The sequence below is a fragment of the Listeria immobilis genome (assembly GCF_014322845.1).
In the GTDB taxonomy this organism is placed as follows: Bacteria; Bacillota; Bacilli; order Lactobacillales; family Listeriaceae; genus Listeria; species Listeria immobilis.
On the sequence record NZ_JAASUA010000006.1, the window covers coordinates 57,732 to 84,190 of the forward strand.

Sequence of the window (26,459 nt, forward strand, 5' to 3'; positions counted from 1 at the left end):
GTGAAAACAATTCACAGCTCTAACCTAAAAAACAAGGCTACGTTATTCATTTTCTTGTAATGTTTCAAAAATTTCGATAGCTGTCATATCAATATCATCAAATTGATATTTACTATTGTCGCCGTAAATTTCTACTTCAAATGAGTTAGAGGCTTGAAAAAACTTCACTTCGCACACGGGCGTACCATTTTTTTCAAAGCGTCTTGCTTGTGTTTCAGCAGACTCATCTTCTTGCATTGCATGTAACCGTTGAATAATTCCCAATAACTGAGACATCTTACACTCTCCTCTCAAATCCACCAACTGACGTGCAAAAATATTGCATACCTTGCAGTTTTACTGGCATGGCAATGCTTTTTACATACTTCCTCAAAACTGGTTTTTTTCGCCATATCTTATTTCTTTCACTATACTACCAAATTTTATCGCAAACCGCACGTATAACGCAAGGGTTCTGGAAATATTCAGAAAAAGTAATTTTTTTAAGCTGACTAGAAAATCACTTTTTATTATTGATTACACTCATTTAATCCCAAAAAAAGACTATAAAAAAGGTTTCTACTTTTTTATAGTCTTCTATAATTAAAACTCATTTTTACGATTGGCGGTAGTACTTATGATCATTTTTGTCGCACGAACAATCGTTTTATGACGATTAAATCCCTTCACGCAAATCGTTTGGTCACCGATAGTAGCAAAAACCTCACCCCAAGAACCACAGGGATTAAAACCGTATGCATGTATTTTCAATAAGCCGTCTTTCGTTGGAAAAAAGAGAGCTTCATATTTACCTGTTTTCGTCATATCCACTGGCTCCTTCCAAATTCAACCCATCATTTCTAACTGAAAATGATTATCATTATTAAAACTATCTTATAGCATTCTACTTGAAAGTGCAAGGCTTTTTAAGAAAATTTTCAGATATTTTGCTTTTCGCCTGTTTTAAGCTATAATGGAATGAAACTATAAAGCTTACTCCCGCCTGAATTTATCGGGATTTTCTTCTAAAGAAAGGTGATAACATTGACTAAATCTATTCGTCCAGAATTATTTGATATTGAAGTAAGTGGGATTAGAACTTTTAATAATCGAGTGAGCGCCATTCCTGATATGATTCGCTTAACACTTGGTGAACCAGACTTTCCGACTCCTGAACATGTGAAACAAGCAGCCATTCAAGCTATTCAAGCTAATTTCACCAACTATACGCCTAATGCTGGCATGCCTGAACTATTAGCAGCGGCCTCAAGCTATTTTCAAGATAAATACAATTTAGAATATAGCACAAATGAAATTATCGTTACTGTGGGTGCTACAGAAGCTATTTCCGTTGCACTTCAAACCATCCTTGAACCAGGTGATGAAGTTATTTTACCGGACCCAATTTATCCTGGCTATGAACCGCTAATTACCTTAAACAAAGCAACACCTATAAAAATAGACACAACTAAAACAAATTTCAAATTAACTGCAGAACAATTACATAAACACATCACACCAAACACAAAAGCATTAATTATTCCTTATCCTTCTAATCCAACTGGTGTTAGTTTAACGAAAGAAGAATTAGCTGATTTAGCAGAAGTATTACGTGAAACTGGCATTTTTGTCATTGCAGATGAAATTTATAGTGAATTAACTTATCACAAAGAACATGTTAGTATCGCTCCAATGCTGCGAGAACAAACCATTGTGATTAATGGCCTATCAAAATCTCATGCGATGATTGGATGGCGAATTGGTTTTCTACTCGCACCAGAATCAATCACAAAAGAAATGCTAAAAATTCATCAGTATTCTGTTACTTGCGCAAGTTCTATTTCTCAAAAAGCAGCTTTAGAAGCAATCACAAACGGTAGAGATGATGCTTTTCAAATGCGTACAGAATATAAAACAAGAGCAAGCTTCACGCAAGATCGTTTAGAAAAAATGGGATTTACGGTAGTTCCACCAGATGGAGCATTTTATTTCTTTGTAAAACTTCCAGATAACATTACCGATAATTCTTTTGATTGGGCAGTTAAACTTGCGGAAGAAGCAAAAGTAGCCGTTGTTCCTGGTAATGCTTTTTCAGAAAATGGAGATCGCTATTTCCGGCTTTCTTATGCAACATCTTTTAATAAACTTGCAGAAGCACTTGACCGAATGGCCGCTTTTTTAGCAAAATAATAAATCCATTACTTTGGTTAAATTATTCTTAAAACAAAAAGCAGAAATCTTCTATAGCTCATTTTAAAATGGCTTTAGATACGATTTCTGCTTTTCTGATGAAACCTAGTCTCGATTTAACGATAGAATTTGATTAATGCTTGGGTGCCTTCTTCACTTAAGCCACGATCAGCAAGCGTTTGATACATTTTTTCTGCTAAGATAAGACCTGGTAATTCAAGTCCCATTTGTTTTGCTTCTGAAATCGCTATTCCCATATCTTTAATAAAATGTTTAATAAAGAAACCAGGAGAGAAATCTTCCGCTAATACACGAGGAATTAAATTAGTTAGTGACCAACTCCCTGCCGCGCCACCTGAAATAGATGTAAGTACTCGCGCTGGATCCAGTCCAACAGTCTCTGCATAAATAATGGCCTCGGTCACACCAATCATATTGGAAGCAATCGCAATTTGGTTAACCATTTTTGTATGTTGTCCAGAACCAGCAGCTCCTTGTAATATAATACTGCTGCCTAAAATGTCAAAAATAGGCTTCACTTCTTGGAATATCGTTTCTTCTCCTCCAACCATAATCGCTAAAGTACCGTTTTTTGCACCAATATCTCCGCCAGAAACTGGAGCATCAAGAACGCCAATACCGTTTTCTTTTCCTTTTTCTGCTATTTCTCGAGCTAAAGATGGTGATGAAGTTGTCATATCAATAGCTATCGAGCCAGCTTTTAAATGATTTAAAAACCCATTATCCCCTAAATAAAGTTCCTCCACATCTTTAGGATAGCCTACCATCGAAATAAGCACATCAACTTTCGCCGCCAGCTGACTTGGTTCCTCTTCCCAGTGCGCACCATTAGCTAATAGTGCTTCTGCCTTTGATTTAGTGCGCGTGTACACAAAAATCTCATAACCCGCCTTAAGCAAGTGAGAAGCCATACTTTCTCCCATGACACCAATACCAACAAATCCAATTTTTTTCATTTCCAAAAACTCCTATCCAAAACTAATTCCTATAACTGACAAAATCGCAAAACAAATACTAATTAATCCAACAAATATAAGGTGTACTTTTTTATACATAACTACAATCGCAATGAACTCTCTTATAAGTGCATTGGGTAAATAATAAAGCGCGGTTTTTGCGCCAATACCTTGACTTTGTAAGCCAGCTTTTCTTGCATACAAGCTTGCTCGAAATAAGTGAAAATTATTTGTTGCAAATAGACTAGAATAACTAGACATAATGGCATCCATTTTCTTTTTCGAAAATTGCATATTCTGAAATGTATTAACCGACTTATCTTCCATGATAATAAAGGTCTCATCAATTCCTTTATTTATTAGATAACTTCTCATTGCCTCTGCTTCTGAAATAGTCTCATTCGCACCTTGTCCACCAGAAACAATAAAAGTAGCTCGTTTTCCATTTTTGTTAAATTGTTTCTGATAAAACAAAATTGCTCGATCAAGTCTATTTGCAAGTAATGGTGGTACTCTATCACCGCCTATTAAGCCACTTCCAAGCACAATTAGAAAATCTTGGTGATACCTAGGGAAATTATATTGGTAGATAAAAGTCGACAATAGAAAGGATAAAAATAAGAACGAGAAATAACCTACAATTGTCATAATAAATACAATTAGAATTGCAAGGACTGGACTATTCGCCCGTGAAATATTACCAATCCAAATAATAATAAGCAAAATAATTCCTAACCCAATAAATAATGGTAACATATTAGCTAATTTTCGCCCTTCACGCTGGAGCATTAATCGTCCGTTAACAATTAACATCGTTGCCAAGCCAATGACAAAAAATGGCGTAAGAAGTAGCAATAAAAGTAACACAGTCCCCATTATCATAACAATTAATTCATTTCCTTTGGAGAAAACGGCATAAACAATTGAAAGTAATATAAAAAATAAAGCAATTGTTAAAAAAATCCCATTGCTGATTCTTCGTCTATCAATTATAGATAAAACAATAAAGAGAAGTAAGAAAAATCCCGCTAAAAAATAGATAACCACTCTTGTTGCCCCCTTTTTACTCATTGCCATTTTAATTATACTTGGGGAACTTCTTTAATACAACACAAAAAGACCTAGACAAATAAATGTCCAGGTCAATAGTCAGATTTTACTCTGCAGTATATTTTTCAACTAATTCTACAACTTCTTCTGCTGTAGATTTGTTTAATGCTTCTTCTGCTAATTTCACCATTTCCGCTTGATCTAGACGTTTAATTAGCGAACGAGATTTCAAGACACTGGATGCGCTCATAGAAAACTCATCTAAGCCTAAACCTAGTAGAATTGGTACAGCCGTTTGATCTCCAGCCATTTCTCCACACATACCAGTCCATTTACCCTCTTTATGAGAAGCATCAATTACCATTTTCACTAAACGAAGAATGGATGGATTGTATGGTTGGTAAAGATAAGAAACGCGTTCGTTCATACGGTCAGCAGCCATTGTATACTGAATTAAGTCATTTGTTCCGATAGAGAAGAAATCAACTTCTTTTGCAAATTGATCAGCAAGAACAGCGGCAGCAGGAATTTCAATCATAATTCCAAGTTCAATGGAATCAGAAACTTCTGTCCCAGCAGCTTTTAGTTTTGCTTTTTCATCTAGTAAAATATCACGTGCTTGACGGAATTCATTTACTGTTGCAATCATCGGGAACATAATTTTTAAATTGCCGTATACGCTTGCACGAAGTAAGGCGCGAAGTTGTGTACGGAACAATTCTTCATTAGCAAAACAAAGACGAATAGCACGGAAGCCTAAGAATGGATTCATTTCTTCTGGAAGTTCTAAGTATGGTAACGTTTTGTCGCCACCAATATCTAAAGTACGAACAACCACAGATTTTCCGTCCATTCCAGAAATCACTGCTTTATACGCTTCAAATTGCTCTTCTTCTGTTGGGAAATTCTCACGACCCATATACAAAAATTCTGTACGATAAAGTCCAATTGCTTCCCCACCATTAGAAATTACACCTTCTAAATCATTTGGCGTTCCAATGTTTGCTGCAAGCTCCACATGAACACCATCTTTAGAAACGGTTTTTTCATTTTTAAGTTTATCCCATTCTGCTTGTTGTAAAGCAAAATCGGCTTTAATTTTTTTATAATGAGCGATTTGTTCTTCTGTTGGGTGGATGATAACATTACCTTCCAAACCATCAATAATAACAATATCATTTTTTGCTACACTAGCAGTAACTTCTTTTGTTCCAACTACAGCTGGAATTTCAAGTGAGCGTGCCATAATAGCCGAGTGAGAAGTACGTCCACCAATATCCGTTACAAAACCTTTAACAAAATTACGGTTAAGTTGCGCGGTATCAGAAGGCGTTAAATCTGCTGCTACAACAACTACTTCCTCATCAATTAAAGCTGGATTAGGAATAGTTACACCAAGTAAGTGTGAAAGAACACGTTTGCGCACATCTTTAATATCAGCTGCACGTTCACGCATATATTCGTTGTCCATAGATTCAAACATGCCAATAAACATGTCTGTTGTTTCTTGTAAAGCTGTTTCTGCATTGGTATTCGTAGTTTTGATGCTCTCTTCAATTGGTCCTGTTAATTCAGGATCATTTAAAACTAAAAGATGCGCATCAAAAATTTGAGCCTTATCTTCGCCTAAGTCTTTAGCTGCTTTTTCACGAATCATTGAAAGTTCAGTTCTAGAAACTTCTAACGCGCTTTCAAAACGTTTGACTTCACTTTCAACATCCGTAACTTCTACCTTTTCATAGGAAAGATCAGGTTCAACGAGCAGATAAGCTTTCGCAATGGCAATCCCATCAGATGCTGCGATACCTTTCAACTCTTTAGCCATTATTCAGCCAATCCTTCTTTCTTAAGAACTTCAGTTAGTCCTTCAATTGCTTCTTTTTCATCGCTACCTTCAGTGTAAATAGTGATGTCAGCGCCTTTACCAATACCAAGGGACATAACACCCATGATTGATTTAAGGTTTACTTTTTTGCCAGTATATTCAATTTGAACATCCGAGCTGTATTTACTTGCAGCCTGCACCAATAGAGTTGCTGGGCGTGCGTGAATTCCTGTTTCATCGATTACTACAAAACTTGCTTGTTCCATAATTTACATTCTCCTTTGTAAAGAAATTTGTTGTAACCTTTTAAGCCAAAAAATTTTCAGCAAAAAAGACTATCCCTCAATTAAAAAGAGTACCATGTTTTACCCTTTGTTACAACTATTTGATTAAAATTTTTTAGATTGTTTTTTCATGCGCGTGCTTCCCTTCTCTATTTTCTATAGATAAAAATGCAACCACTTTCTTAAAAATTGTCACGAAATCGTCGCTTTTATAGAATAAAATAGTACTTTTGGAAGGCTTATAGTTGATTTTCATCGTTTTTTAGTGCAAAATTTAAGGAAGGTTCAAAAAAGCATACATTCTTTTTCAGCAAGATAGTGGCAACACCGAAATTGGAAGGAGTGATAATAATGGCAAAAGCACACGTTGGAGACATTATTGAATTTAAGGATGGCTTAACTGGAATCGTTGAAAAACTAAACGAAAACTCTGTTATAGTCGACTTAACTTATATGGAAAATTTCAAAGATTTAGGCATTGAAGAAAAAACCGTTGTGAACCACAAAAATTATCAAATTATTCATTCTGTTGAAGAAGATACGGATGAAGAAGAAACCGAAGAATAAAAATCAAATTACATTTTCAGTGCGCAAAAATAAAGCATTTTAAGTACGCTTGCTTTATGTTTTTGCGTTTTTTATATGTGTGAAAATCGGGAAAGTAGGGCTTATTTATGGAAAGTAAAACAAAAATCGCGATTATTGGCGCTGGTCCTGGAAGTCTAGCTGCTGCTATGCTCCTTAGTCAGTTAGATTATGAAGTGAGCATTTATGAAAAAAATGATCGAATAGGTGGTCGAACTGCCTTACATAAAATGGGGAAATATTCGTTTGATATTGGTCCGTCCGCGCTGACAATGCCACACGTTCTTACTTCTCTTTTTATGGATTGCAAACGAGATATACTAGATTATGTTTCTTTACTACCAATTAATCCAATACACACCCTTTATTTTAAAGATATTACTTTTCCACTATACAGTGACTATGCAGCGACTAAATCGGTTATCGCAACTTACTTCCCAGGTGAAGAAGAAGGTTTTGATCGTTTTATGAAAGAAAATACTAAAAAAATGCTGTATATAACACCTCTCAATCAATTTAATTATAGTTCATTATTTGACTTTTTCCGCCCCACCACTATTCGTGCAATTCCAAGTTTAACGTTAGGCAGATCATTAATGGATGATTTAGCGCGATATTTTAATAGTAAACATCTTCGTTTGGCATTTTCGCTTCAGATGCGTTATTTAGGAATGTCACCATGGGATATTCCGGCAGCTTACAGTATTATCCCCTTTTCCGAATATTACTACGGAACTTATCATCCTATTGGTGGACAAAATAAAATTGTTGAAGCGATGCAACAAGTAATTACCGAAAATAAAGGTAAGTTCTATTTCAACTCAGAAGTAACAGAATTTGAAATAAATGGCAAAGAGATTACTGGCGCTAGATTGGCAAATGGTCAAGTAATTGAAGCAGATTATTATTTTACAAATTTGGATTTTATGTATTCGCTGACAAATGAAAAAAATAAGCATATTGAAAAAAAGGAATATTCCTCTTCTGCTTTCATGCTTTATTTAGGATTAAATACAGAATTATCCTTATCACATCAGTCTATTATTTTTCCTAGTAATTACCGAGAATTTTCTACCAATATAATGCAAAAGAATGCCCTCTCAAAAGATTTGGCCATCCATTTAACAAACCCTTCTGCAACAGATAACACCATGGCGCCAATTAATCATTCTAGTATTCGAATCATGGTTCCTGTTCCAAATAATTCCAGTCAAATCGATTGGGAAAAAGAAACACCGGCTTTTAGACAATTGATTTTAGATACTGTAAAAGAGAGACTGGATATTCCAGATTTAGAAGATTTTATTGAAGAAGAATTTATTATCACGCCTGCTGACTGGGAAGAAAAATACCATATCAAACATGGTGCAGTATTTGGCTTACAACATGTTTGGAATCAACACGGTTTTCTGCATTTCTCTAAAAAAATACCTACTTATAAAAATTTATTTGTCATTGGTGCTGGCGCAATGACTGGTAGTTCGCTTCCATATATAATCGAAAATGCGCAAATCGCAACAAAGAAATTTTTACAAAAAGAAAAGAAATCCAAGTAGTTAATTACTCAGATTTCTTTATTTTTTTGGGTTCTTTTTCCAAACTGAAAAAATAACAGATCGTAAAAATAATATTTGAAACAATAATAATTGCAATCGATGTCCATAAATCAAGATAGAAAGATAAAAACACGAAAAAAGCAATTATAATCCAGTAAACAATGACAATTTCTGATTTTAAATCGGGATATTTGAGCCGTTCCCAGCTATCCGTTAAACTTAAAATAAAGTAAATCATTAAATGTAAAATAAGACCTAATAACCACCAATTAATAAAATCCGATAGTTGCATAATCGTGAAACCATTTTGTGTAATATAAAGCTGTTTTGATTGCATGGTAATCGGTTCAATTAAAACTTCAAAAATCATCACCATCGTTGCAGCAATAAAGGAATAAATACCGCCACGAATCCAATCAATATTAATTTTTAGGGTAATTTCACGTGCTATAATATGGGTCCCAGCAATCATTCCCACCCAAATAAAGCCCATTGTGATTGGAATTCCGTAAATACTTCCTCCAAGTGTAGAACCAACATATTCATCTGTATAACTTAACTGCATCCATTCAATACAAGTACTTACAACAAACACGAGTAATGTTATCGCCGAGCCGAGCCATTTGCCATATTGCATAATAAAGAAAACAGCTGCAAAAATACCTGTAAAAACAAGAAACAGCGATTGGATAGTTGTTAAATTTGGTGGAACAATATTTAAGGAAACTAGTAGTACGTTACCTAAAAACCAAAAAATATAAATCCATAGTAAAAATTTGTAGTTTTTTTCTAGCATCTGTTAACCACTCCTATTTTTTCATTATAAAGGAATTATGAAATTCTACAACTTTTATCTTATCTTTAGTATAATTGTTGCCAAACGTTTTCTTTTGTTTTAAAGTAGTATGATAAGTATTTGTTAAGAAGAGGTGTAAAGTATTTGAAGAGCATCAAGATCGATTATAAACTCGTACTGGGACTTATTCTATGTGCCCTACTTGTTATATTAACATATCAGTTTCCTCGTGTTTTTTGGTATTTATATGGGGCTGGGATGTTATTTTTACTTAGTTTTGTGATTTTTAATGATGATTTAAAAAAAGAATATTCCTTTACTAAAGGAATATTACCCGGTATTTTTTCTGGAATAGTTCTCTATATTGTCTTTTACATAGGTGCGTTTCTTCTTAAAATTATGCCTGGAAGTTTAGAAAATTCTGTGGCAGCCGCTTTCCATAAATATGCAACAGATTCCTGGGTGATTTGGCTACTTTTAGTTGTTGCTATTATTCCAGGTGAAGAAATATTTTGGCGTGGTTTTGTTTTAAAACGCTTGAATAACTATTTTAATCCTTGGTTTGCTAATATATTTGCTGCATTATTATGTATGGTAATGATGCTCCCAAGTGGTAATTTTGCTGCTATTATCGGCATATTTGTCGCTTCCCTCGTTTGGAATGTGATGTATTCCTATCGTCCTAGCTTACTCATGGTTTATCTTTCTCATCTAACTTTTGCATTTTTATTATTGGCAGCACTACCTATTTATTAATAATACCTAAAAAGCCTCCTAATTCAGAGGCTTTTTTTTTGGAAAAAATAAGCAAAATACTTGAAAGTCAAAATAGGTCAGTATATAATAAGTACATAAGGTCAAAGTTAGTCAAAGTCAAGACCTTCTATTCTCATTTTTAAAGGAGGAAGTTAATTTATGAATTGTGAAAGATGTAATCAAAATCAAGCGACAGTCCAATTATATATGAATATTAACGGCAAACGTGTTGAAATGCCACTTTGCGCGTCTTGTTATGCCGAAGTTAGAAATCAAGCAAATTTTGGAGGAAATGAGTTTTCAACAGGTGGTAGCTCACCGTTCGATGATATTTTCCGCCAACTAAGTGGTGCTGCTAATCAAGCAAACCAAGCGCAAAGAAATCAAGCACAAGTGCAAACCCAAACTGGAAATGGTGGCAATGGTTTACTAGATGAATTTGGTACCAATTTAACAGATATGGCAAAAAACAATCAATTAGATCCAGTCATTGGTCGGGATAAAGAAATTAAACGTGTCATCGAAATATTGAATCGTCGTAATAAAAATAATCCTGTGCTAATTGGTGAACCAGGTGTTGGTAAAACTGCCGTTGTTGAAGGTCTTGCGAATGCCATCAATTTAGGAGAAGTACCTACTAAATTACTAAACAAAGAAGTCATTTTACTTGATGTAGCTTCTCTTGTTTCTGGTACTGGTATCCGTGGTCAATTTGAAGAACGAATGAAACAATTAATCAAAGAATTACAAGATCGTAAAAATACAATTTTGTTTATTGATGAAGTGCACACTATTGTTGGTGCAGGATCTGCGGAAGGTTCAATGGATGCTGGAAATATTTTAAAACCAGCGCTTGCACGAGGTGATCTACAAATGATTGGTGCAACTACGCTTAAAGAATATCGCACCATTGAAAAAGATGCAGCACTTGAACGTCGCTTCCAACCAGTGACTGTAAATGAACCAACTACTGATGAAACTTTAATTATTTTAAATGGTTTAAAGGATAAATATGAAGAATTCCATGAGGTTGTATACTCTCCAGAAGCTTTAAAAGCAGCCGTAGAACTAAGTACACGCTATATTCAAGATCGTCATTTGCCTGACAAAGCAATCGATTTAATGGATGAAGTTGGTTCTAAATATAATCTTGCTATCGAAAAACTAGATGAAAATACGATAAGCGAACGTGTTGCACGTCTAGAAGCAGAAAAAAATCAAGCTCTTCAAATGGAAGACTACGAAAAAGCAGCAAAAGTTCGTGATGAAATTTCTCGCTTAGAAGAAAATAAAACAAATAACAATTTCTCCGAGCGCCCTGTAATTCAAGCATCCGATATCCAAGCAATTATTGAAGAAAAAACAGGAATTCCAGTCGGTCGTTTACAAGAAAATGAACAATCAAAAATGAAAAACTTAGAAAGCAACCTATCTGGAAAAGTAATTGGACAAGCGGATGCCGTGAAAAAAGTAGCAAAAGCTATTCGTCGTAGCCGTGTTGGCTTAAAGGCAAAAAATCGTCCAATTGGTTCATTTCTTTTCGTTGGACCTACCGGAGTCGGAAAAACAGAATTGGGCCGGACACTTGCACGTGAATTATTCGGTACGAGTGAAGCAATGATTCGTTTAGATATGAGTGAATTCATGGAAAAACACAGCGTTTCTAAATTAATCGGTTCTCCTCCAGGCTATGTTGGTCATGAAGAAGCAGGACAATTAACCGAAAAAGTTCGTCGTAATCCGTACAGTATTATTCTATTAGACGAAATTGAAAAAGCCCATCCAGACGTACAACATATGTTTTTACAAATTTTAGAAGATGGTCGTTTAACTGACTCTCAAGGTCGCACAGTTAGTTTTAAAGATACTGTCATCATTATGACAAGTAATGCCGGAACCACTGACACAGAAGCTTCTGTCGGCTTTAACACAACAACTGATGCTAAACTTGAAAAAGGTTCGGACATTCTTGCAAAATTAGGTGCTTACTTTAAACCAGAATTTCTAAATCGTCTAGATAGTGTCATCGAATTTAAATCACTCGAAAAAGCTGATTTAGTACAAATCATCGACTTAATGCTTGTTGATTTAAATACAATGCTTGCAACAGAAGATGTGGCTATCGATGTTTCCCAAGAAGTAAAAGAACATTTAATTGAACTTGGTTATGATCCTAAATTTGGTGCTAGACCTCTTCGCCGGACAATCCAAGAACATTTAGAAGATGTAATTGCAGACAAATTAATCGACCAACCAGAAGCAAAAAAACTTAGCGCAACGCTTGATGATGCTAAAAATATTGTAATAAGCGAACAAGCTACTGTATAATGCAAGCTTAAAATAGAAACGAAAACAGCAAGAAAAAAAGCAAGAATCTTGTCTATTCCATTTTCCGAAATGGTTCTATACAATGATTCTTGCTTTTTTATGTTTATTTTAATTTTGATATGTTTTCCAATGTTTTTTTAATGCCAATGCTTCATGATTTTTTATGAATAAATCTTTTCCATCACAATATCCTTCAATATCAGTTGCGTATTTTTGAGCAAGGGCCTTTTTTAATTCTGCATATTCATTAGCAATCTCTTTATTTTCTCTTAAATAATCTCTAAAAGAAAGATGGCGTTGTATTTCTGATATACTATCAAATTGATATGCGTGGATTTGATGTGTTCGAGAATCTCCGCCTTTTCTCATATATCTCCTGCCAGGAAGACCAAACTCTCCCATGTATTCATACCCGATTTTTTCAAATTCTGTTCTTGCATTATCTAATTTGGCTAGGTCATTTACAACCAATAGTATATCAATTATTGGTTTGGCACTTAAATTTTCTACGGAAGTACTTCCAATATGAGCAATTAGCACTTCATTTTTTTCAATAATTTCTCTAATAATGCTCTTTTCTTCTTCAAAAAGCGTTTTCCAGTCACTTTGATAGTCAACTATTTCTACTTTCATTAGACGTCTCCCCTCTCTCCTACTTTTGTAATAGAATTTCTTTTCATTTTACTCTAAATTCTCCATAAAGAAAATGGCTCAAAAAAAAGTAATTAAACAACTTTATTATCAAAAATTACACTATTCACTGATTTTAGCAGGTTTCTAGTGCCAATAAATATTGTTTTTTATCAATATCAGTTCCATTATATCCGCCAAGTTCCCCGTTACTTTTTACACACCGATGGCAAGGAATGATAATCGGAATTGGATTGGCGCGATTTGCTTGCCCTACTGCTTGAACCGCTTTAGGACTCCCAGCGGAAATGGCAATATCTTTATAACTCACCACTTCTCCATATGGTACCTCACTTAAGGATTGCCACACTCGTTTTTGAAAGGGTGTCCCAACAAGTATTAACGGTAAATCGAACTGCTTTAATGCACCGTCAAAATAAGCTTCTAACTGCATCACTAAATTCGTATAGATTGCTTGCTCGGTTTGTCCTCCAGCAACTATCTCCCAATTAGACGGTTCATCGTATGAAATGCTTTTTATTCCTTCTGATTGTATATTAATATATAAAGTTCCTACTGGTGAAGCCATTGTTTGTTTTAGCATAAAATAGTCATACCTCCCGTTCATTTTTATTTCTATAACGATAGCATGCCTTAAAAAAATCCGCAAACAAGTGTCATCATTCATTAATATTTGAGATATTTTGTTATCCAACTGTTGGTTAATCGTTACAGAATTTAGGGAAAACAAAAACAGGTAAGTTCAACATAGAAAGGATTGTTCGTTATGGTAAGCACCGCACAAAAACGGGAAAGCTATTTTGATAATGCCAAATTCATTTTGATTTTTTTAGTGGTTTTTGGCCATTTTCTTCAAACATTTATTGCAGAATATGCTAGTGTTCGTGTTTTATATATTTATATTTACACTTTTCATATGCCTGCCTTTATTCTTATATCTGGCTTTTTCGCCAAAAGTTTTGGTAAGCCCGGTTACTTGAAAAAAATGATGAAAAAGCTAATTTTACCTTATGCTTTTTTTCAATTGATTTATAGTATTTTCTATTATTTTTTACTAAATAAAGATAACCTATCTATTACTTTTTTAGATCCTGAATGGTCTCTTTGGTTTTTGCTTAGTTTATTTTTTTGGAATTTAATGTTGCTTGTTTTTGCTAGAATGAAACCATGGAAATCGGTCTCATTAGCTTTATTTATTGGACTAGCAGCGGGATATTTTGATGTCATTGGTGGATATCTTAGTTTATCCCGGACACTTGTTTTCTTCCCATTCTTTTTAGTAGGCTTTTTTTTAACAAAAGAACATTTTTACTTTCTTAAAACACATTTTGTTACTATTATGAGCGGGATTTTCATTATATTATTACTTATTTTTATTGCTTTAAATCCCAGTTTAAATGATAAATGGTTTTTAGGTTCTAAGCCTTATGCAAATTTTGTTGAAGTAAAATCTTTAGGACTGTTTATCCGCTTTTTAGTTTACTTCATAAGTTTTTGCTCCATCGCTGCTTTTTTTAGTTTAGTTCCAAAGAAAAAGCTATTTTTCACTAAATGGGGTAAAAATACGCTTTATGTTTATTTACTTCACGGTTTCTTTATTAAATTCTTTCGTGAAGGAGGTCAAATAGAGTTCCGACATAGTCCGTCTACTTTTTTCTTATTATTTGCTTCCACTTTTGCTTTAACTATTTTACTATCCAGTCGACTAGTCAAAACATTTGTTCAGCCAATAATTGAACTTCGAACTTCTATGCTACATGATGTGTTTAGTAGACTTACAAAGCGGGAAAGTTATTAAAGATATAGAAAGAAAAAAGGAGGCTTTATTATGGAATCGAGAAAACCAGAAATTATTATTGGATTGATTGGCTCTATTATTGGTATTTTTGTTGGATTTTGGATTATTAATTATGGAGATAATGTAACAGATTATATTCAAACTTTTACTTATTTGCCCGGTAATATAGGTGATGAATTAGCAAATCTTGGGTGGATTACCTTAATTGCATCTGTTGTTGCGCTAATTGCTTCATTGCTAATTAAATCAGCGCCGCGTGGTTGGGGAGTTATCTTAGTTATTATTGGAATTGTATTATTCTTTATTATCGGTACAGCATGGGTAGTATCTGGTATTTTAATTACTTTAACTGGTTTAATGGGCATTTTCAGACAACCAACACCTAAATCAAAATATTAAAGATAAATCCCTGATCTCATTGGTCAGGGATTTTTTCATGCAAAAAACCTCTCTGCTGCGAACGGCAGAAAGGTTTTTTTATTAACCAGTAATTATCTTCTCTTTCGGTAAACGAATAGCATTTTTAGGTTGATTTTTATTTCTTAAACTTAGCATTGAATACATAATTCCAACCCGACCGATAAACATTAATATTATGATAATTATTTTCCCTGGTGTTGATAAATCTGGCGTTAATCCAACTGATAAGCCACTAGTACCAAAAGCCGAAAATACTTCAAATATCACAGCACTTAGTGGCGCTTGCTCTGTTTGCATTAAAATAACCATTGCCGAGATACATAGGAAGCCTGCAACAAGTGTTACTGCAAGCGACTTTCTCACGTCTTCTTGATGCAATTCACGCCCAAAAATATAAACATGCTTGCGACCGCGAATCACTGAATAAATAAATAAAATCGTAATAGCGAAAGTCGTCGTTCGTATCCCGCCCCCGACAGAACTTGGTGAAGCACCGATGAACATCAAGAAAGATACGAGTAGCAAAGTGGAGACGGAGAGCGCCCCATTGTCAATCGTTTGTAATCCGGCACTTCGAGAAGTCGCAGATAAAAACATGGAATTAAAGAAGCCAAAGTCCCAAGTCTTCCCACTAAAGAAATGATTGTACTCAAATAGCCAAATTAATAAACCTCCAGCAATTAGTAACACAAAATAAGTCAATGTCGTTACTTTTACAAATAAAGAAAAGCGGAATGGAATTAATGTATTTTTTTCAAATAAAAATTTTCGAGTTTCCAGTAATACCGGAAAACCAATCGCTCCGGCAATAATGAGTAAAATAGAGACAAATTGTACAAAATAATCATTCGCAAATGGAATCAGTGATTTCCCAGTAATATCAACTCCGGCATTTGTTACTAGCGAAACCGAGTTATACAATCCTTGGAACATCGCATCACCAACATTAGGATAAAGTGGAACAAAATAAATCCCCAAAATAAGTGCACCTATTAACTCAATCCCAAAAATAAGCATTAGAATTTCTCGTAACATCCTTACCATACCGCTCATTGTAAATTGATTAGTATCTGTCATAATAAGCTGTCTTTGTTTTAACCCAATACGTCTTTTTAAGATTAAATAAAAGAAAGTACTAATCATCATCACACCGAGTCCGCCAATTTGGAAAATCGCCATTAAGACCCATATTCCGGCTGTACTGTAAGTTTGACTAACATCCACTGTTGCAAGACCCGTTACACTAACAGAACTTGCCGCCGTGAAAAGCGTATCAATAAATGACACTTTAACCCCTTTTTGTAGCGTAAACGGCATGCTAAGAACAATGGTTGAAATTGTAACAGCAAAAAAGTAATATGTGATAATGACTTGAACTGGTGTCATACGTGCTAACACAAGCTTTAATCTTCTACGCAATTTTACTTCTTGATCATATTCAAATTCTTTTGTTTTGTTTCTCTTTTTTTCTCGCAATGATATAACCACCCAAACCTATTATTATCATAACCGACCAAAATGTCAGCTTCCAAACAGCTGAATCTGGAAAATCTTCTGGAATGATGGCAACTGAAGGATGTGCAAGTGTTAAAACTGCCATTTTCACCCCTACCCAACCAACAATTAAAAATGCGGCTGTTTCTAAGGTAGGATAGCGTTCTAATAATTTTACTACTTGGGTAGCTGCAAAACGAATAACAACTAACCCAGCAATTCCCCCAAGGAACATAACAATAAATTGCCCACCATTCATTCCACCTATTTCAAAGTTGCCCAAATCTGGTAAAGTAACGACTAACGCAGCTGCCGCTAACATCGAATCTAGCGCAAATGCAATATCTGTTAACTCCACTCGGGCTACTACACCCCAAAAAGAAGTAGATTTTGCACTCGCCACTTCTTTGACATCCTCTTGCTTACCTTTTTTCAGTTTCCACATATGTTTAATTGCTAAATACAACAAATAAATGGCGCCAATGGCTTGAATTTCCCATATTTTTACTAAAAATGAAATTAAAAAAAGTGCAATAAACCGGAAAACAAATGCACCAACTAGCCCATAAAATAATGCTTTTCGTTGTTTTTCATGTGGTAAACCTTTAACTATTACAGCCATCACTACAGCATTGTCTGCTGAAAGAATTCCTTCTAAAATAACTAACACAAGGAATACTAAGGCATATTCACCCCAAATAGAAACATCCATCTTTCCTCCACCATCCTTCTACTCTATCATAAAAATGTGTTTTCGGCACCTTGTTGTATGTAAAACCAGAAGTACAAAAATGCACTTCTGGTTTTTTATTATTTAGTTAGTGGTTTCTGTCTTTTTCTTACTACGATATGATACAAACCAGCCCCATATAATAATTAGAATCATTACACCCCAGAAAATAAGTTTCCAAAGCGTTGACTCAGGGAAGCTATGTGGAATAACACCAAGACTTGGATGAGCTAATGTGTAAATAACTAGCTTCACTCCTACCCAACCAACTATTAAAAATGCGGCAGTTTCTAGACTTGGATAATTTTTCAGTAATTTTACAAATTGTGTTGCTGCAAAACGAATAATAATCAATCCAACTAATCCGCCTAAGAACATAATCGCAAATTGTCCTGTGTCAATCCCGCCAATATGTCCCCAACCAGTTTCTGGAAGTGTAATTGCAAGTGCCACAGCGGCAAGCATGGAATCAATCGCAAATGCAATATCCGCAATTTCTACTTTTAAAACGGTCATCCAAAAACCAGAACCTGCTTTTTCTTTCTTTGTTTTTTCGCCATCTTTTCCTTTTGCATGTTTCCAAATATGACTAATCGCAATATATAGTAAATATGCGGCACCTAGGGCTTGGACTTGCCAAACGTTTGCCAAAAAGGAAATAAGGAATAGTGCCCCAAACCGGAAGACAAATGCCCCCATAAGTCCATAAAATAATGCTTTTTTCTGTTGTTTGTCTGGGAGATGCTTTACCATAACTGCCATAACTACGGCGTTATCTGCTGCAAGAATCCCCTCTAAACCGATTAGGACAAGTAAAACCCAACCGTATTCTAAAATCATCGCTGTATCCACTAAATCTTCTCCTCCTTTGTTCTATAATAAATGTCAAAGATCCCCTAATTTAAAGAAACAAAAAAGCGAGACCTGCCCGTAAAGGCAAAGGTCTCGCTAACATTTAAAATTAAATGTGATAAAACCGATGATATCTCTACCATGTAATGACGACTTTATCCTGATTAAAAAGCTAATCAGCGCTACTCCCCTCTGACATTTGTCAAAGAACGATATATGATTACCTAGAGAATAATACCATAATGTAGAAGCACTCGTCAACTATATTTTCTCACAATCTTTTTAAACGGCTAAATCTTTCGTTTTTGTGCTACTAGCGATTTTTATATTGTAAATTGTGAAAAGTGTCACACCAAGAATACAAGTAAGAATTTCGGTTGCAGTTAATGACCAAATAACACCAACTAAGCCAAAATAGTGCTGTCCTAACATAATTACAGGAATAAAAATAATTCCTTGTGAAACAGACATAATTGTTGCCGGAATCCCTTTTCCAATTGCTTGAAATGTACTAGTAAAGAGACCAGTAAACCCGCTAAATAGTGAGGAAATTAGCATTGCAACCATGATGTGCACACCAAGCATGATGACACTTGGACTTTCACTAAATAAATGCATCACTTGAAAACGGAATAAAAATACTAGACTTGAAATAACCAAGACAATAAGTCCAATACTTATTGCGGTAAAGCGAATGGCCTTTTCAAACCTTGCAATATTACCCGAACTATAATTATAAGCTAAAAGTGGAATAATCCCCATGTAAAGACCCATACAAATAAATTCAGGTAATTGTACGACGCGAAGTGCTACCCCAAAACCAGCAACAACTCCTTCTCCGTAACCAATCGAATAATAGTTTAAAACTAAGGTAGTTACAATTAAGAATAACGATAAAAGTAGTTCAGAAATGCCAATTTTAAATACATTGCTAATAATCTCTTTAGTAACCCGAAACCATTTAACATGAATTGATAAATAAGCGCTTTTTTTCTCTAAGTACCAAGCGTAGTAAACAAGAGAAACGGCACTTGCTAAGCCAACCGAAACCGCAGCACCAACCACATTAAAATCAAAATACAAAATCAATAGCGGATCAAAAATCAAATTAACGATAGTGCTAATAAACATTCCATTCATCGAAATTTTCGAAGCACCTTCCGCACGAACCACCTGCTCTAGCGCAAAATTGGCAATAATAAACGGACTACAAATTAATAGTGCTAACGTATAATTTTTGGTGTGTAAAAAGCTTGCTGCATCTGCTCCAAGAAAGTGAGTTACTGGATTAATCATTAATCCCAAGATGATTGCACAAAGTATTCCTAACGCTAAACTACCATAGAGTACAAACGCCGAAACCGCTCTAGCCTTGCTGTTTTCTTTTTTACCAAGTAAGCGAGAAATGTAAGTTCCGCCACCAACACCAAACATATTTCCAATTGCCATTAAAATCGTAAACATCGGAAGTCCAAGTGTTACCGCAGTTAGCATTGAGGTGTCGTGAAGCATGCCAATAAAAAAGGCATTAATTATATTATAGATAACACCGACTGACATCCCAAGCATCATCGGGATGGATAAATGTGCGATTGCTTTTGGGATGCTCGCTTTTGTTAAATAAAATTCATCTGTTTGTTTCATGTTATTTCCTCCTGTTAAATTAGTTAGAATTCTAACTATATAGTTAAATTTTTTCAATCTGAATTATCATCAATTTTGCTAAGTAGTGCGATTAGCGTTTTATATTCCTCGGCTGATAATATTTTTTTTGCCTTATCATCTTCCCGCGGAAAGAATGCATTAAATTCATCTACAATCTCCTTCCCTTCTTTTGTTAATATCACGACTTTTTCTCGGCCATCGCGGAGGCTTGACTTACGCGTGATTAGCTTCTTTTTTTCCAAGCCTTGAATCAAACTAGTAATACTCGCGCCACGTGTTTGGAAGATTTTTTGAAGATCTTTTTGGATAATTTCATTCGCATCATTATCATTTAAAAATCCAAGTACTCTAGCCTGTTGTGCTGTTAATCCAAATTGAGCCACTTTGGCATCCATTTTGCGCTTTGATTTAATCATTATCGAGCGAATAAGTGTATCCATCGTCTTCTCTCTTCTCATACAGCTGCCTCCTTATTAATTAGAATTCTAACTAATTATAGCGCGATTTTTAAAATTGTCAAGCAAAAAAACAACCTATTTGCTAAAAACAAATAGGTTGCGACTTTTATAGTAAAGAAGTTAATTCAATATCTGGATTTTTATCATTAAACCAATTGATTGCAAACTCATTCTCAAATAAGAATAATGGTTGGTCGAAGCGATCTTTCACTAGCATACTTCTTGCAGTGGAAAGTTTTTCATCCGCATCTTCTTCTTTTACCCAACGAGCAATTTTCTTCCCGATTGGCTCCATCCGAATTTCCGAATTATACTCCCCGCGCATCCGATGTTCGAATACTTCAAATTGCAACTGACCAACAGCTCCAATAATGTACTCTTCCGTACGCCAAGTTTTGAACAACTGTATGGCGCCCTCTTGAACGAGTTGTTCAACACCTTTATGAAAATGTTTTTGTTTCATGACATTTTTTGCATAAACACGCATAAATAATTCTGGTGTAAATTGTGGTAGTTTCTCAAATTCTAATTTTTTGCTACCATTCGTAATAGTATCACCGATTTGATAATTTCCTGTATCATACAAACCAATAATATCACCAGCCACAGCCCGATTAACAGTTTCCCGATCATCTGCCATAAACTGAGTAGAGTTAGCTAGCTTAATATTTTTTCCAGTTCGAGTTAACGTCACATTCATCCCACGCTCAAATTCCCCAGAACAAATCCGAATAAAAGCGATACGATCACGGTGAGCTGGATTCATATTTGCTTGAATTTTAAAGATAAAACCTGAAAACTTCGGATTATCCGCTTCAATAATACCCTCGTTTGATTCATGGCTTGATGGGGATGGGGCAAAGTCAACAAAAGTCCGTAAGAATGTTTCTACTCCAAAATTAGTAAGCGCACTTCCAAAAAACACTGGCGTTTGCTCTCCTGAAATAATTCGTTCACGGCTAAAATCGTTACCCGCTTCATCTAGTAGCATAATCTCTTCCAAAGCTTGATCATAGTAAAGGGAACTCTGAATAGCATGCGGTTCTTTCAAATCACCGTCTTCCCCAAGTGGCAAGAAACGCTCCTCTTCTTCTGAACGATATTGCTCAATCACCTGGTGATAGCGGTCATACAGCCCAGCAAGCTCTTTCCCCATACCAATCGGCCAGTTCATTGGATATGATTCAATTCCAAGAACTTCTTCTAACTCCGCAAGTAATTCCAGTGGCATTTTCCCTTGACGGTCCATTTTATTAATAAAAGTAAAAATCGGAATTCCACGCATTCGACAAACTTTAAATAGTTTTAGTGTTTGTGCTTCAATACCTTTCGCCGCATCAATTACCATTACTGCGCTGTCAACTGCCATTAAAGTCCGGTACGTATCTTCACTAAAGTCAGAGTGACCTGGTGTATCTAAAATATTAATTCTTGATCCTTTATAATCAAATTGCATCACAGAACTCGTTACGGAGATTCCACGTTGTTTTTCAATTTCCATCCAATCACTTGTCGCAAATTTTCCAGATTTCTTTCCCTTTACTGTCCCTGCTGAACGGATAACGCCACCAAATAGCAATAATTGCTCTGTAATGGTCGTTTTTCCAGCATCCGGGTGAGAAATAATCGCAAATGTTTTGCGTGAAGCAACTTCTTTTTGCAAATCTTGACTCATTGTTATTTTCCTCCTAGATTCATTCACATTTCATAAGTATAGCATAATTAGGAGTATTTCGGCTGTTTTTTTATCCAAAAATTATTTTGTTTGTCGTTTCATTAGAATCACTGATAATATACCAAAAATGAGTGCAAACCCTACTAAAATAAGCAAACTTAGCGCCATTGCTACATTATTATCCCCCCAATAAATTGTCACACCAATCATTTCTTTCGTCGTTTTGAGAGCTTCCGCATTACCTGAAAAAACTTGTTGCAATGGCTCTTTCGTCATAATTTCACGAATAGCCGATGCTCCGTATGTAAACGGGAAACACTTCATAATTGTTTGTACAGTATCTGGAAGTGAACCAATTGGCAAATAAATCCCAGCGATAAAACCAATAACTGTACCTACAATAGTAGAAACAGAACTAAACGCGCTCGCTTTTTTTACCAAACTAGTGATAAAAAACATTATACTGCTACAACAAAGCACATTAATCAACATAATACCAATTAAACTCAGCCAACTATCCAGTGGTAAAATTGCTCCACCTGTCAACCAAATATACATTTCTCCAACAAATAAAGTCACTAACGAAAGCAAAAAAGAAGCAATCAGCCCACTAGCAATATAGCTTAAAACAATTCGCCATCTTGATGCAGGAGAAATCGCAAAACTTCGAGCGATACTTAATTCTTCATCGTGAACTTTCAAAGAAAACACGGCTAACGATACAGTCACAGGCGTAATCGATAAAATCCCAGCAATTACCCAAGAATTAACTAATTCTGCAACTCCTATCGTTTTCTCGGATGCTTCTTTAAACATTTGTTCCATATTGTTTCCTAAAAAAATCGCATATAAGCCAATAATAATTAAAATCGTCAGTAACGACATAAAAACAGAAGTTCGATCACGAAAATATAGTTTTAAATTTCGACTAATCATTAGAATCCTCCTTAATCATCGAAATAAAAGCATCATCTAAATTCCCTTTAATCACCTCAAAAGAGCTATACAAGCCAGCTGTTCGGTTTAATAGTTCCAAAATTCCGACTTTTCCTTCTGTAATATCTACCTGCATAGTTCCTTTTGATAACTGAAATGGCAAATTGGCTTTTTCAATAATTGGCTGAAGTCCCGCTACATTAGCCTCATAAAAGAAAATTTTATCCATGGAAAAACGATTTCTAATATTAGCTGGTGTCCCTTGTGCAATGATTTTCCCTTTATTAATAACAGCCAACTGGTCGGCATCGCTTGCTTCTTCTAAATAATGAGTTGTCAAGAAAACAGTTATTCCAAATTGTTCCCGTAAATAATCAATAATCTTCCAGACACTCACTCTTGTTTTCGGATCAAGACCAGTTATTGGTTCATCCAGTAGTAAAATTTCTGGATCATGCATAATCGCCCTAGCAATTTCCGCCCGCCGTTTTTGTCCACCAGATAATTTTCCAAAACGACGATTTAAAATATCCTCAATCCCCATAATCGCAGAAACTAACTTAAGTCGTTCGGAAATTTCCACTTGAGTCTTTCCATATAAACTTGCTCTATTATACAAATTTTCTTTAACAGTCAATAAATCATCCAAAACATTCTCCTGAAAAACAACCCCTAATTTTTGCCGGAAAGCAGTTCTATTTTTTGCAGTTAATTTTTCACCATCAATAAAAATGGCTCCCGATGTTGGTTCACTTTCGGTACAAATCATACTAATCGTTGTTGATTTACCCGCACCATTTTCACCAAGAAAGGCGAATAACTCTCCTTTTTCAACTTCCAAATCAATTCCTTTTACTGCTGCCACTTTTCCATAATTTTTAACGACATTTACTAGTTTTATCATTATTTCTCCTTTTCTCGCATTGCTGCTAGTTTTTGATTGATTTCATTGCTTACTTTCACTGCTTGCATATGGAAAAAAAGATACATAATAAAAAAGGTAATGCAAACAGATCCGAAAATAATCAGAAATCCATTAATTGAATCATACCAATTAAGCATCCAGCCAATTCCTAAAATCGCTGCTTCAATAAAAAGAAAGAAAATAATTATGCGAAAACGGAAAGTTTCTTTTACTTTCTTTGATTCTTTAAAAAGTAGTTCATCCACAACAACCACGATAATACTAAAAAGAATTAATACAAAAATGTCTTGAATTGGTACCCCATCCATTTTAGCCAGAAAAGTATAAGAAAAAATTGTTGTTAAAATAGAGCCTGTAAAAATAATACTAAAAGTTTGGACAAGTTGTACGACTTTTCCACTCATTTCTTTTTCCCTCCAATCTGCAATTTTTGTTTTAACACTTTCGCATATTGCCTAGAAATAATGACTTTTTCATTGTTTAACAAGCGCGCTTCCAATCGGCCATTAAACCCAGGGGCAACTTTTTCAATCCATTTAATATTTAAAATCATTGACTTGGAACATCTAAAAAAAGAGCTTTCCTTAAATCGTTCTTCTAATTCATACAATTTCCAATTGGTTTCATAAACCTCTGTTTCAGTGTAAACAAAAATTTTATTTTCGACAGCTTCAAAATATAAAATAACATTCGGTTCGAGCAAGTAGGTTTCCGCATCTTTTTTCACAGAAATTTTTTCTTTTAAATTGGAAACAATATTAGTTACCTTATCGACATCATTTGGGTGGCAATGTATATCCACTTCGCCAACCGTCCTGCTATTATCCTGTTTCACCCGAAATTCCATCTGGCCACCGCCTCTCTATTTCATTATAAATAGTCTTATAAAAACTACAAGCTAATATTAGTAACCTGCATTTTATCCTCCTTAAGATGCAAAAAAACTCGGTATAATGTTGCTACCGAGTTTTTCTATCTATTATTTTACATTTGCAACCAATGCTGCAACTTTGTCCTCAAAATCTTCTGGTTTCATTTTTGAAGGAAAGCGTTCGACTACATTCCCATTTTCGTCAATTAGAAATTTAGCAAAATTCCATTCTATTTTCTTTCCACCAGTTTGCTCTGTTAAATATTTATAAAGTGGTGTTGCGTCTTTGCCTTTAACCTTAATTTTAGAAAACATTTGGAATGTCACTCCATAATTCATTTGGCAAAATTCCAAAATTGCTTCGTCACTACCTGGATCTTGGTGTAAAAATTGATTGCACGGAAATCCAAGAATCTCAAAATGATCCCCGCCAAGTTTTTTGTACATTGCTTCAAGACCTTCTAACTGAGGTGTTAAACCACATTTACTGGCTGTATTAACGATTAATAATACTTTTCCTTTATAATCACTTAGCGGTATATCTTTGCCATTCATTGCTTTTTCAGAAAAATCGTGAACATTCATGATTTGTTCCTCCTATTTTAATATATTCGAAAATAAATATGCATAGACTAATTTTTCTGTATGGTAAAGTGAATCGCGATGAGTTCGTTCGTATGCGTGACTTGCATCAACACCTGGGCCGATTAGACCATGTACAATATCATTTCCAGCATGGATTGCAGCACTTGCATCAGAAGCATAATACGGGTAAATATCTACTTTATAATTAATGTTATTTTTTTCAGCAAGTTCCACTAAATGTTTACGTAATCCTAAATGATATGGACCACTACCATCTTTGGCACAAATGGATACTGTATACTCATCAGATGTTTGTCCGTCTCCTAGCGCCCCCATATCTACAGCCAAATATTCCACCGTTTCTTCTGGAATGTTAGAGTTTCCACCATAACCAATTTCTTCATTATTGGAAATTAAAAAATGGGTTGTGTGCGGTAATTCCAATTGATTATCATTGATAAAATCAATTACTTGTAATAAAATCGCGACACTTGCTTTATCATCTAAATGGCGAGATTTAATATATTCATCATTAATTATTTGTGTTCTTGGATCAAAGGAAACAAAATCTCCCACTTCTATCCCTAGTGCACGAACACTTTCTGCATCCGAAACTCGCATATCTAAACGAACTTCCATATTTTTTTCATTACGCTCTGCTGTTCCTGCATCTTTATATACATGAACAGAGGTTTGATGCATTAGAATCGTTCCACTATATACATCGCCATTACTTGTTTCAATCGTACAATATTCTCCTTCAATCGCATTAAAACGGTATCCACCAATTAAACTTAAAAGCAAGCGACCATCTGCTTTAATTTCTTTCACCATGGCACCAAGCGTATCGACATGAGCAGTTAACATCCGCTGTTTTGTATCATCTTTACCAGCAAGAGTGACAATTAAACCACCCTTATTATTTAATTTATATGGGATTTTGGAGGCAGCTAAGTCCTTCGCAATCGTTTCAATAATGTTCCCAGTATTTCCAGTTGGACTTGGGATAGATGTTAATTTAGTAATTCTTTCCATTGTTTTGTTTGTATTTGGTTCGTAAGTCAAAAAAATTC

The 26,459-nt window shown here is 34.9% G+C and carries 28 protein-coding genes and 1 riboswitch; of the genes, 7 read left to right on the plus strand and 21 right to left on the minus strand.

The features are described from left to right. Nucleotides 1–42: 42 nt before the first annotated feature. Nucleotides 43–276, minus strand: a complete 234-nt coding sequence (locus HCJ45_RS09085; RefSeq protein WP_003719227.1) for a YkuJ family protein — start codon at nt 274–276, stop codon at nt 43–45. Between the two features lie 306 nt (nt 277–582). Continuing rightward, a complete protein-coding gene (locus HCJ45_RS09090) occupies nt 583–804 on the minus strand; it encodes a hypothetical protein (RefSeq protein WP_185346309.1) in 222 nt (73 codons plus the stop codon). A 219-nt stretch (nt 805–1,023) separates the two neighbouring features. Between HCJ45_RS09090 and HCJ45_RS09095 the strand changes: the two genes are divergently transcribed. After that, nucleotides 1,024–2,169: an aminotransferase class I/II-fold pyridoxal phosphate-dependent enzyme gene (locus HCJ45_RS09095; RefSeq protein ID WP_187124589.1), complete on the plus strand. Its 1,146-nt coding sequence runs from the start codon at nt 1,024–1,026 to the stop codon at nt 2,167–2,169. Nucleotides 2,170–2,285: 116 nt separating this feature from the next. On the opposite strand, the gene HCJ45_RS09100 is transcribed toward HCJ45_RS09095, so the two are convergent. From HCJ45_RS09100 to HCJ45_RS09115, 4 genes are all read right to left on the minus strand, one after another. Continuing rightward, complete coding sequence (locus HCJ45_RS09100; RefSeq protein ID WP_187124590.1) at nt 2,286–3,146, minus strand: NAD(P)-dependent oxidoreductase; 861 nt, start codon at nt 3,144–3,146, stop codon at nt 2,286–2,288. 12 nt (nt 3,147–3,158) lie between these two features. Next, complete coding sequence (locus HCJ45_RS09105; RefSeq protein WP_187124591.1) at nt 3,159–4,193, minus strand: ElyC/SanA/YdcF family protein; 1,035 nt, start codon at nt 4,191–4,193, stop codon at nt 3,159–3,161. 109 nt (nt 4,194–4,302) lie between these two features. Then, entirely contained in the window at nt 4,303–6,021 is a 1,719-nt protein-coding gene (gene ptsP, locus HCJ45_RS09110; RefSeq protein ID WP_185381214.1) for a phosphoenolpyruvate--protein phosphotransferase, read from the minus strand. Beyond that, nucleotides 6,021–6,287, minus strand: a complete 267-nt coding sequence (locus HCJ45_RS09115) for a phosphocarrier protein HPr (protein WP_003719221.1) — start codon at nt 6,285–6,287, stop codon at nt 6,021–6,023. The genes ptsP and HCJ45_RS09115 overlap by 1 nt, the downstream gene beginning before the upstream one ends. Nucleotides 6,288–6,656: 369 nt before the next feature. On the opposite strand from HCJ45_RS09115, the gene HCJ45_RS09120 reads away from it, so the two are divergent. Together HCJ45_RS09120 and HCJ45_RS09125 are read left to right on the plus strand one after the other, a co-directional pair. Then, nucleotides 6,657–6,872, plus strand: a complete 216-nt coding sequence (locus HCJ45_RS09120; RefSeq protein ID WP_185346326.1) for a YkvS family protein — start codon at nt 6,657–6,659, stop codon at nt 6,870–6,872. Nucleotides 6,873–6,979: 107 nt separating this feature from the next. Further along, on the plus strand, nt 6,980–8,446 hold the full coding sequence (locus HCJ45_RS09125) for a phytoene desaturase family protein (RefSeq protein ID WP_187124592.1): 1,467 nt from the start codon (nt 6,980–6,982) through the stop codon (nt 8,444–8,446). Between the two features lie 4 nt (nt 8,447–8,450). Here HCJ45_RS09125 and HCJ45_RS09130 read toward each other — a convergent pair whose 3' ends face one another. Further along, a complete protein-coding gene (locus tag HCJ45_RS09130; RefSeq protein WP_187124593.1) occupies nt 8,451–9,242 on the minus strand; it encodes a carotenoid biosynthesis protein in 792 nt (263 codons plus the stop codon). Between the two features lie 144 nt (nt 9,243–9,386). On the opposite strand from HCJ45_RS09130, the gene HCJ45_RS09135 reads away from it, so the two are divergent. Together HCJ45_RS09135 and HCJ45_RS09140 are read left to right on the plus strand one after the other, a co-directional pair. Continuing rightward, on the plus strand, nt 9,387–9,998 hold the full coding sequence (locus HCJ45_RS09135) for a CPBP family intramembrane glutamic endopeptidase (protein WP_187124594.1): 612 nt from the start codon (nt 9,387–9,389) through the stop codon (nt 9,996–9,998). A 159-nt stretch (nt 9,999–10,157) separates the two neighbouring features. After that, complete coding sequence (locus HCJ45_RS09140; protein ID WP_187124595.1) at nt 10,158–12,326, plus strand: ATP-dependent Clp protease ATP-binding subunit; 2,169 nt, start codon at nt 10,158–10,160, stop codon at nt 12,324–12,326. 108 nt (nt 12,327–12,434) lie between these two features. Here the strand turns inward: HCJ45_RS09140 and HCJ45_RS09145 are convergent, their stop codons facing one another. Further along, nucleotides 12,435–12,959 carry a GrpB family protein gene (locus tag HCJ45_RS09145; RefSeq protein WP_187124596.1) on the minus strand — a complete coding sequence of 175 codons (525 nt, stop codon included), beginning with the start codon at nt 12,957–12,959 and terminating at the stop codon, nt 12,435–12,437. A 133-nt stretch (nt 12,960–13,092) separates the two neighbouring features. Then, complete coding sequence (locus tag HCJ45_RS09150; protein ID WP_187124597.1) at nt 13,093–13,560, minus strand: methylated-DNA--[protein]-cysteine S-methyltransferase; 468 nt, start codon at nt 13,558–13,560, stop codon at nt 13,093–13,095. A gap of 183 nt (nt 13,561–13,743) precedes the next feature. Here HCJ45_RS09150 and HCJ45_RS09155 point away from each other — a divergent pair, with 183 nt between their 5' ends. After that, nucleotides 13,744–14,775 (plus strand): acyltransferase family protein, encoded by a 1,032-nt coding sequence (locus HCJ45_RS09155; RefSeq protein ID WP_187124598.1) that lies wholly within the window; start codon nt 13,744–13,746, stop codon nt 14,773–14,775. 30 nt (nt 14,776–14,805) lie between these two features. Then, entirely contained in the window at nt 14,806–15,174 is a 369-nt protein-coding gene (locus HCJ45_RS09160; protein ID WP_185346339.1) for a DUF4064 domain-containing protein, read from the plus strand. Nucleotides 15,175–15,255: 81 nt separating this feature from the next. Here the strand turns inward: HCJ45_RS09160 and HCJ45_RS09165 are convergent, their stop codons facing one another. The 12 genes from HCJ45_RS09165 to HCJ45_RS09220 all read right to left on the minus strand — a co-directional run bounded on the left by HCJ45_RS09165 (nt 15,256) and on the right by HCJ45_RS09220 (nt 26,451). Continuing rightward, on the minus strand, nt 15,256–16,581 hold the full coding sequence (locus tag HCJ45_RS09165; protein WP_185346541.1) for a TrkH family potassium uptake protein: 1,326 nt from the start codon (nt 16,579–16,581) through the stop codon (nt 15,256–15,258). A 52-nt stretch (nt 16,582–16,633) separates the two neighbouring features. Continuing rightward, on the minus strand, nt 16,634–17,401 hold the full coding sequence (locus HCJ45_RS09170; protein ID WP_187124599.1) for a TerC family protein: 768 nt from the start codon (nt 17,399–17,401) through the stop codon (nt 16,634–16,636). Nucleotides 17,402–17,503: 102 nt separating this feature from the next. Beyond that, nucleotides 17,504–18,271: a TerC family protein gene (locus HCJ45_RS09175; protein ID WP_187124600.1), complete on the minus strand. Its 768-nt coding sequence runs from the start codon at nt 18,269–18,271 to the stop codon at nt 17,504–17,506. 98 nt (nt 18,272–18,369) lie between these two features. After that, nucleotides 18,370–18,474, minus strand: a riboswitch (yybP-ykoY riboswitch). 79 nt (nt 18,475–18,553) lie between these two features. Beyond that, complete coding sequence (locus HCJ45_RS09180) at nt 18,554–19,915, minus strand: MATE family efflux transporter (RefSeq protein ID WP_187124601.1); 1,362 nt, start codon at nt 19,913–19,915, stop codon at nt 18,554–18,556. Between the two features lie 53 nt (nt 19,916–19,968). Continuing rightward, complete coding sequence (locus tag HCJ45_RS09185; RefSeq protein ID WP_187124602.1) at nt 19,969–20,394, minus strand: MarR family winged helix-turn-helix transcriptional regulator; 426 nt, start codon at nt 20,392–20,394, stop codon at nt 19,969–19,971. A 106-nt stretch (nt 20,395–20,500) separates the two neighbouring features. Then, on the minus strand, nt 20,501–22,069 hold the full coding sequence (locus tag HCJ45_RS09190) for a peptide chain release factor 3 (RefSeq protein ID WP_185380918.1): 1,569 nt from the start codon (nt 22,067–22,069) through the stop codon (nt 20,501–20,503). Between the two features lie 81 nt (nt 22,070–22,150). Continuing rightward, complete coding sequence (locus tag HCJ45_RS09195; protein WP_187124603.1) at nt 22,151–23,005, minus strand: ABC transporter permease; 855 nt, start codon at nt 23,003–23,005, stop codon at nt 22,151–22,153. Then, nucleotides 22,998–23,909 (minus strand): ABC transporter ATP-binding protein, encoded by a 912-nt coding sequence (locus tag HCJ45_RS09200; RefSeq protein ID WP_187124604.1) that lies wholly within the window; start codon nt 23,907–23,909, stop codon nt 22,998–23,000. Before HCJ45_RS09200 ends, HCJ45_RS09195 begins: the two co-directional genes overlap by 8 nt. Continuing rightward, the gene (locus HCJ45_RS09205; RefSeq protein WP_187124605.1) at nt 23,909–24,334 is read right to left on the minus strand and encodes a DUF3021 family protein; all 426 of its coding nucleotides are present in this window, start codon (nt 24,332–24,334) and stop codon (nt 23,909–23,911) included. The genes HCJ45_RS09200 and HCJ45_RS09205 overlap by 1 nt, the downstream gene beginning before the upstream one ends. Further along, on the minus strand, nt 24,331–24,777 hold the full coding sequence (locus HCJ45_RS09210; protein ID WP_187124606.1) for a LytTR family DNA-binding domain-containing protein: 447 nt from the start codon (nt 24,775–24,777) through the stop codon (nt 24,331–24,333). The genes HCJ45_RS09205 and HCJ45_RS09210 overlap by 4 nt, the downstream gene beginning before the upstream one ends. Nucleotides 24,778–24,909: 132 nt before the next feature. Continuing rightward, nucleotides 24,910–25,386, minus strand: coding sequence for a glutathione peroxidase (locus HCJ45_RS09215; RefSeq protein WP_187124607.1), 477 nt, complete (start codon nt 25,384–25,386; stop codon nt 24,910–24,912). Between the two features lie 12 nt (nt 25,387–25,398). After that, nucleotides 25,399–26,451 (minus strand): M42 family metallopeptidase, encoded by a 1,053-nt coding sequence (locus HCJ45_RS09220; protein WP_187124608.1) that lies wholly within the window; start codon nt 26,449–26,451, stop codon nt 25,399–25,401. Between the last annotated feature and the right edge of the window lie 8 nt (nt 26,452–26,459).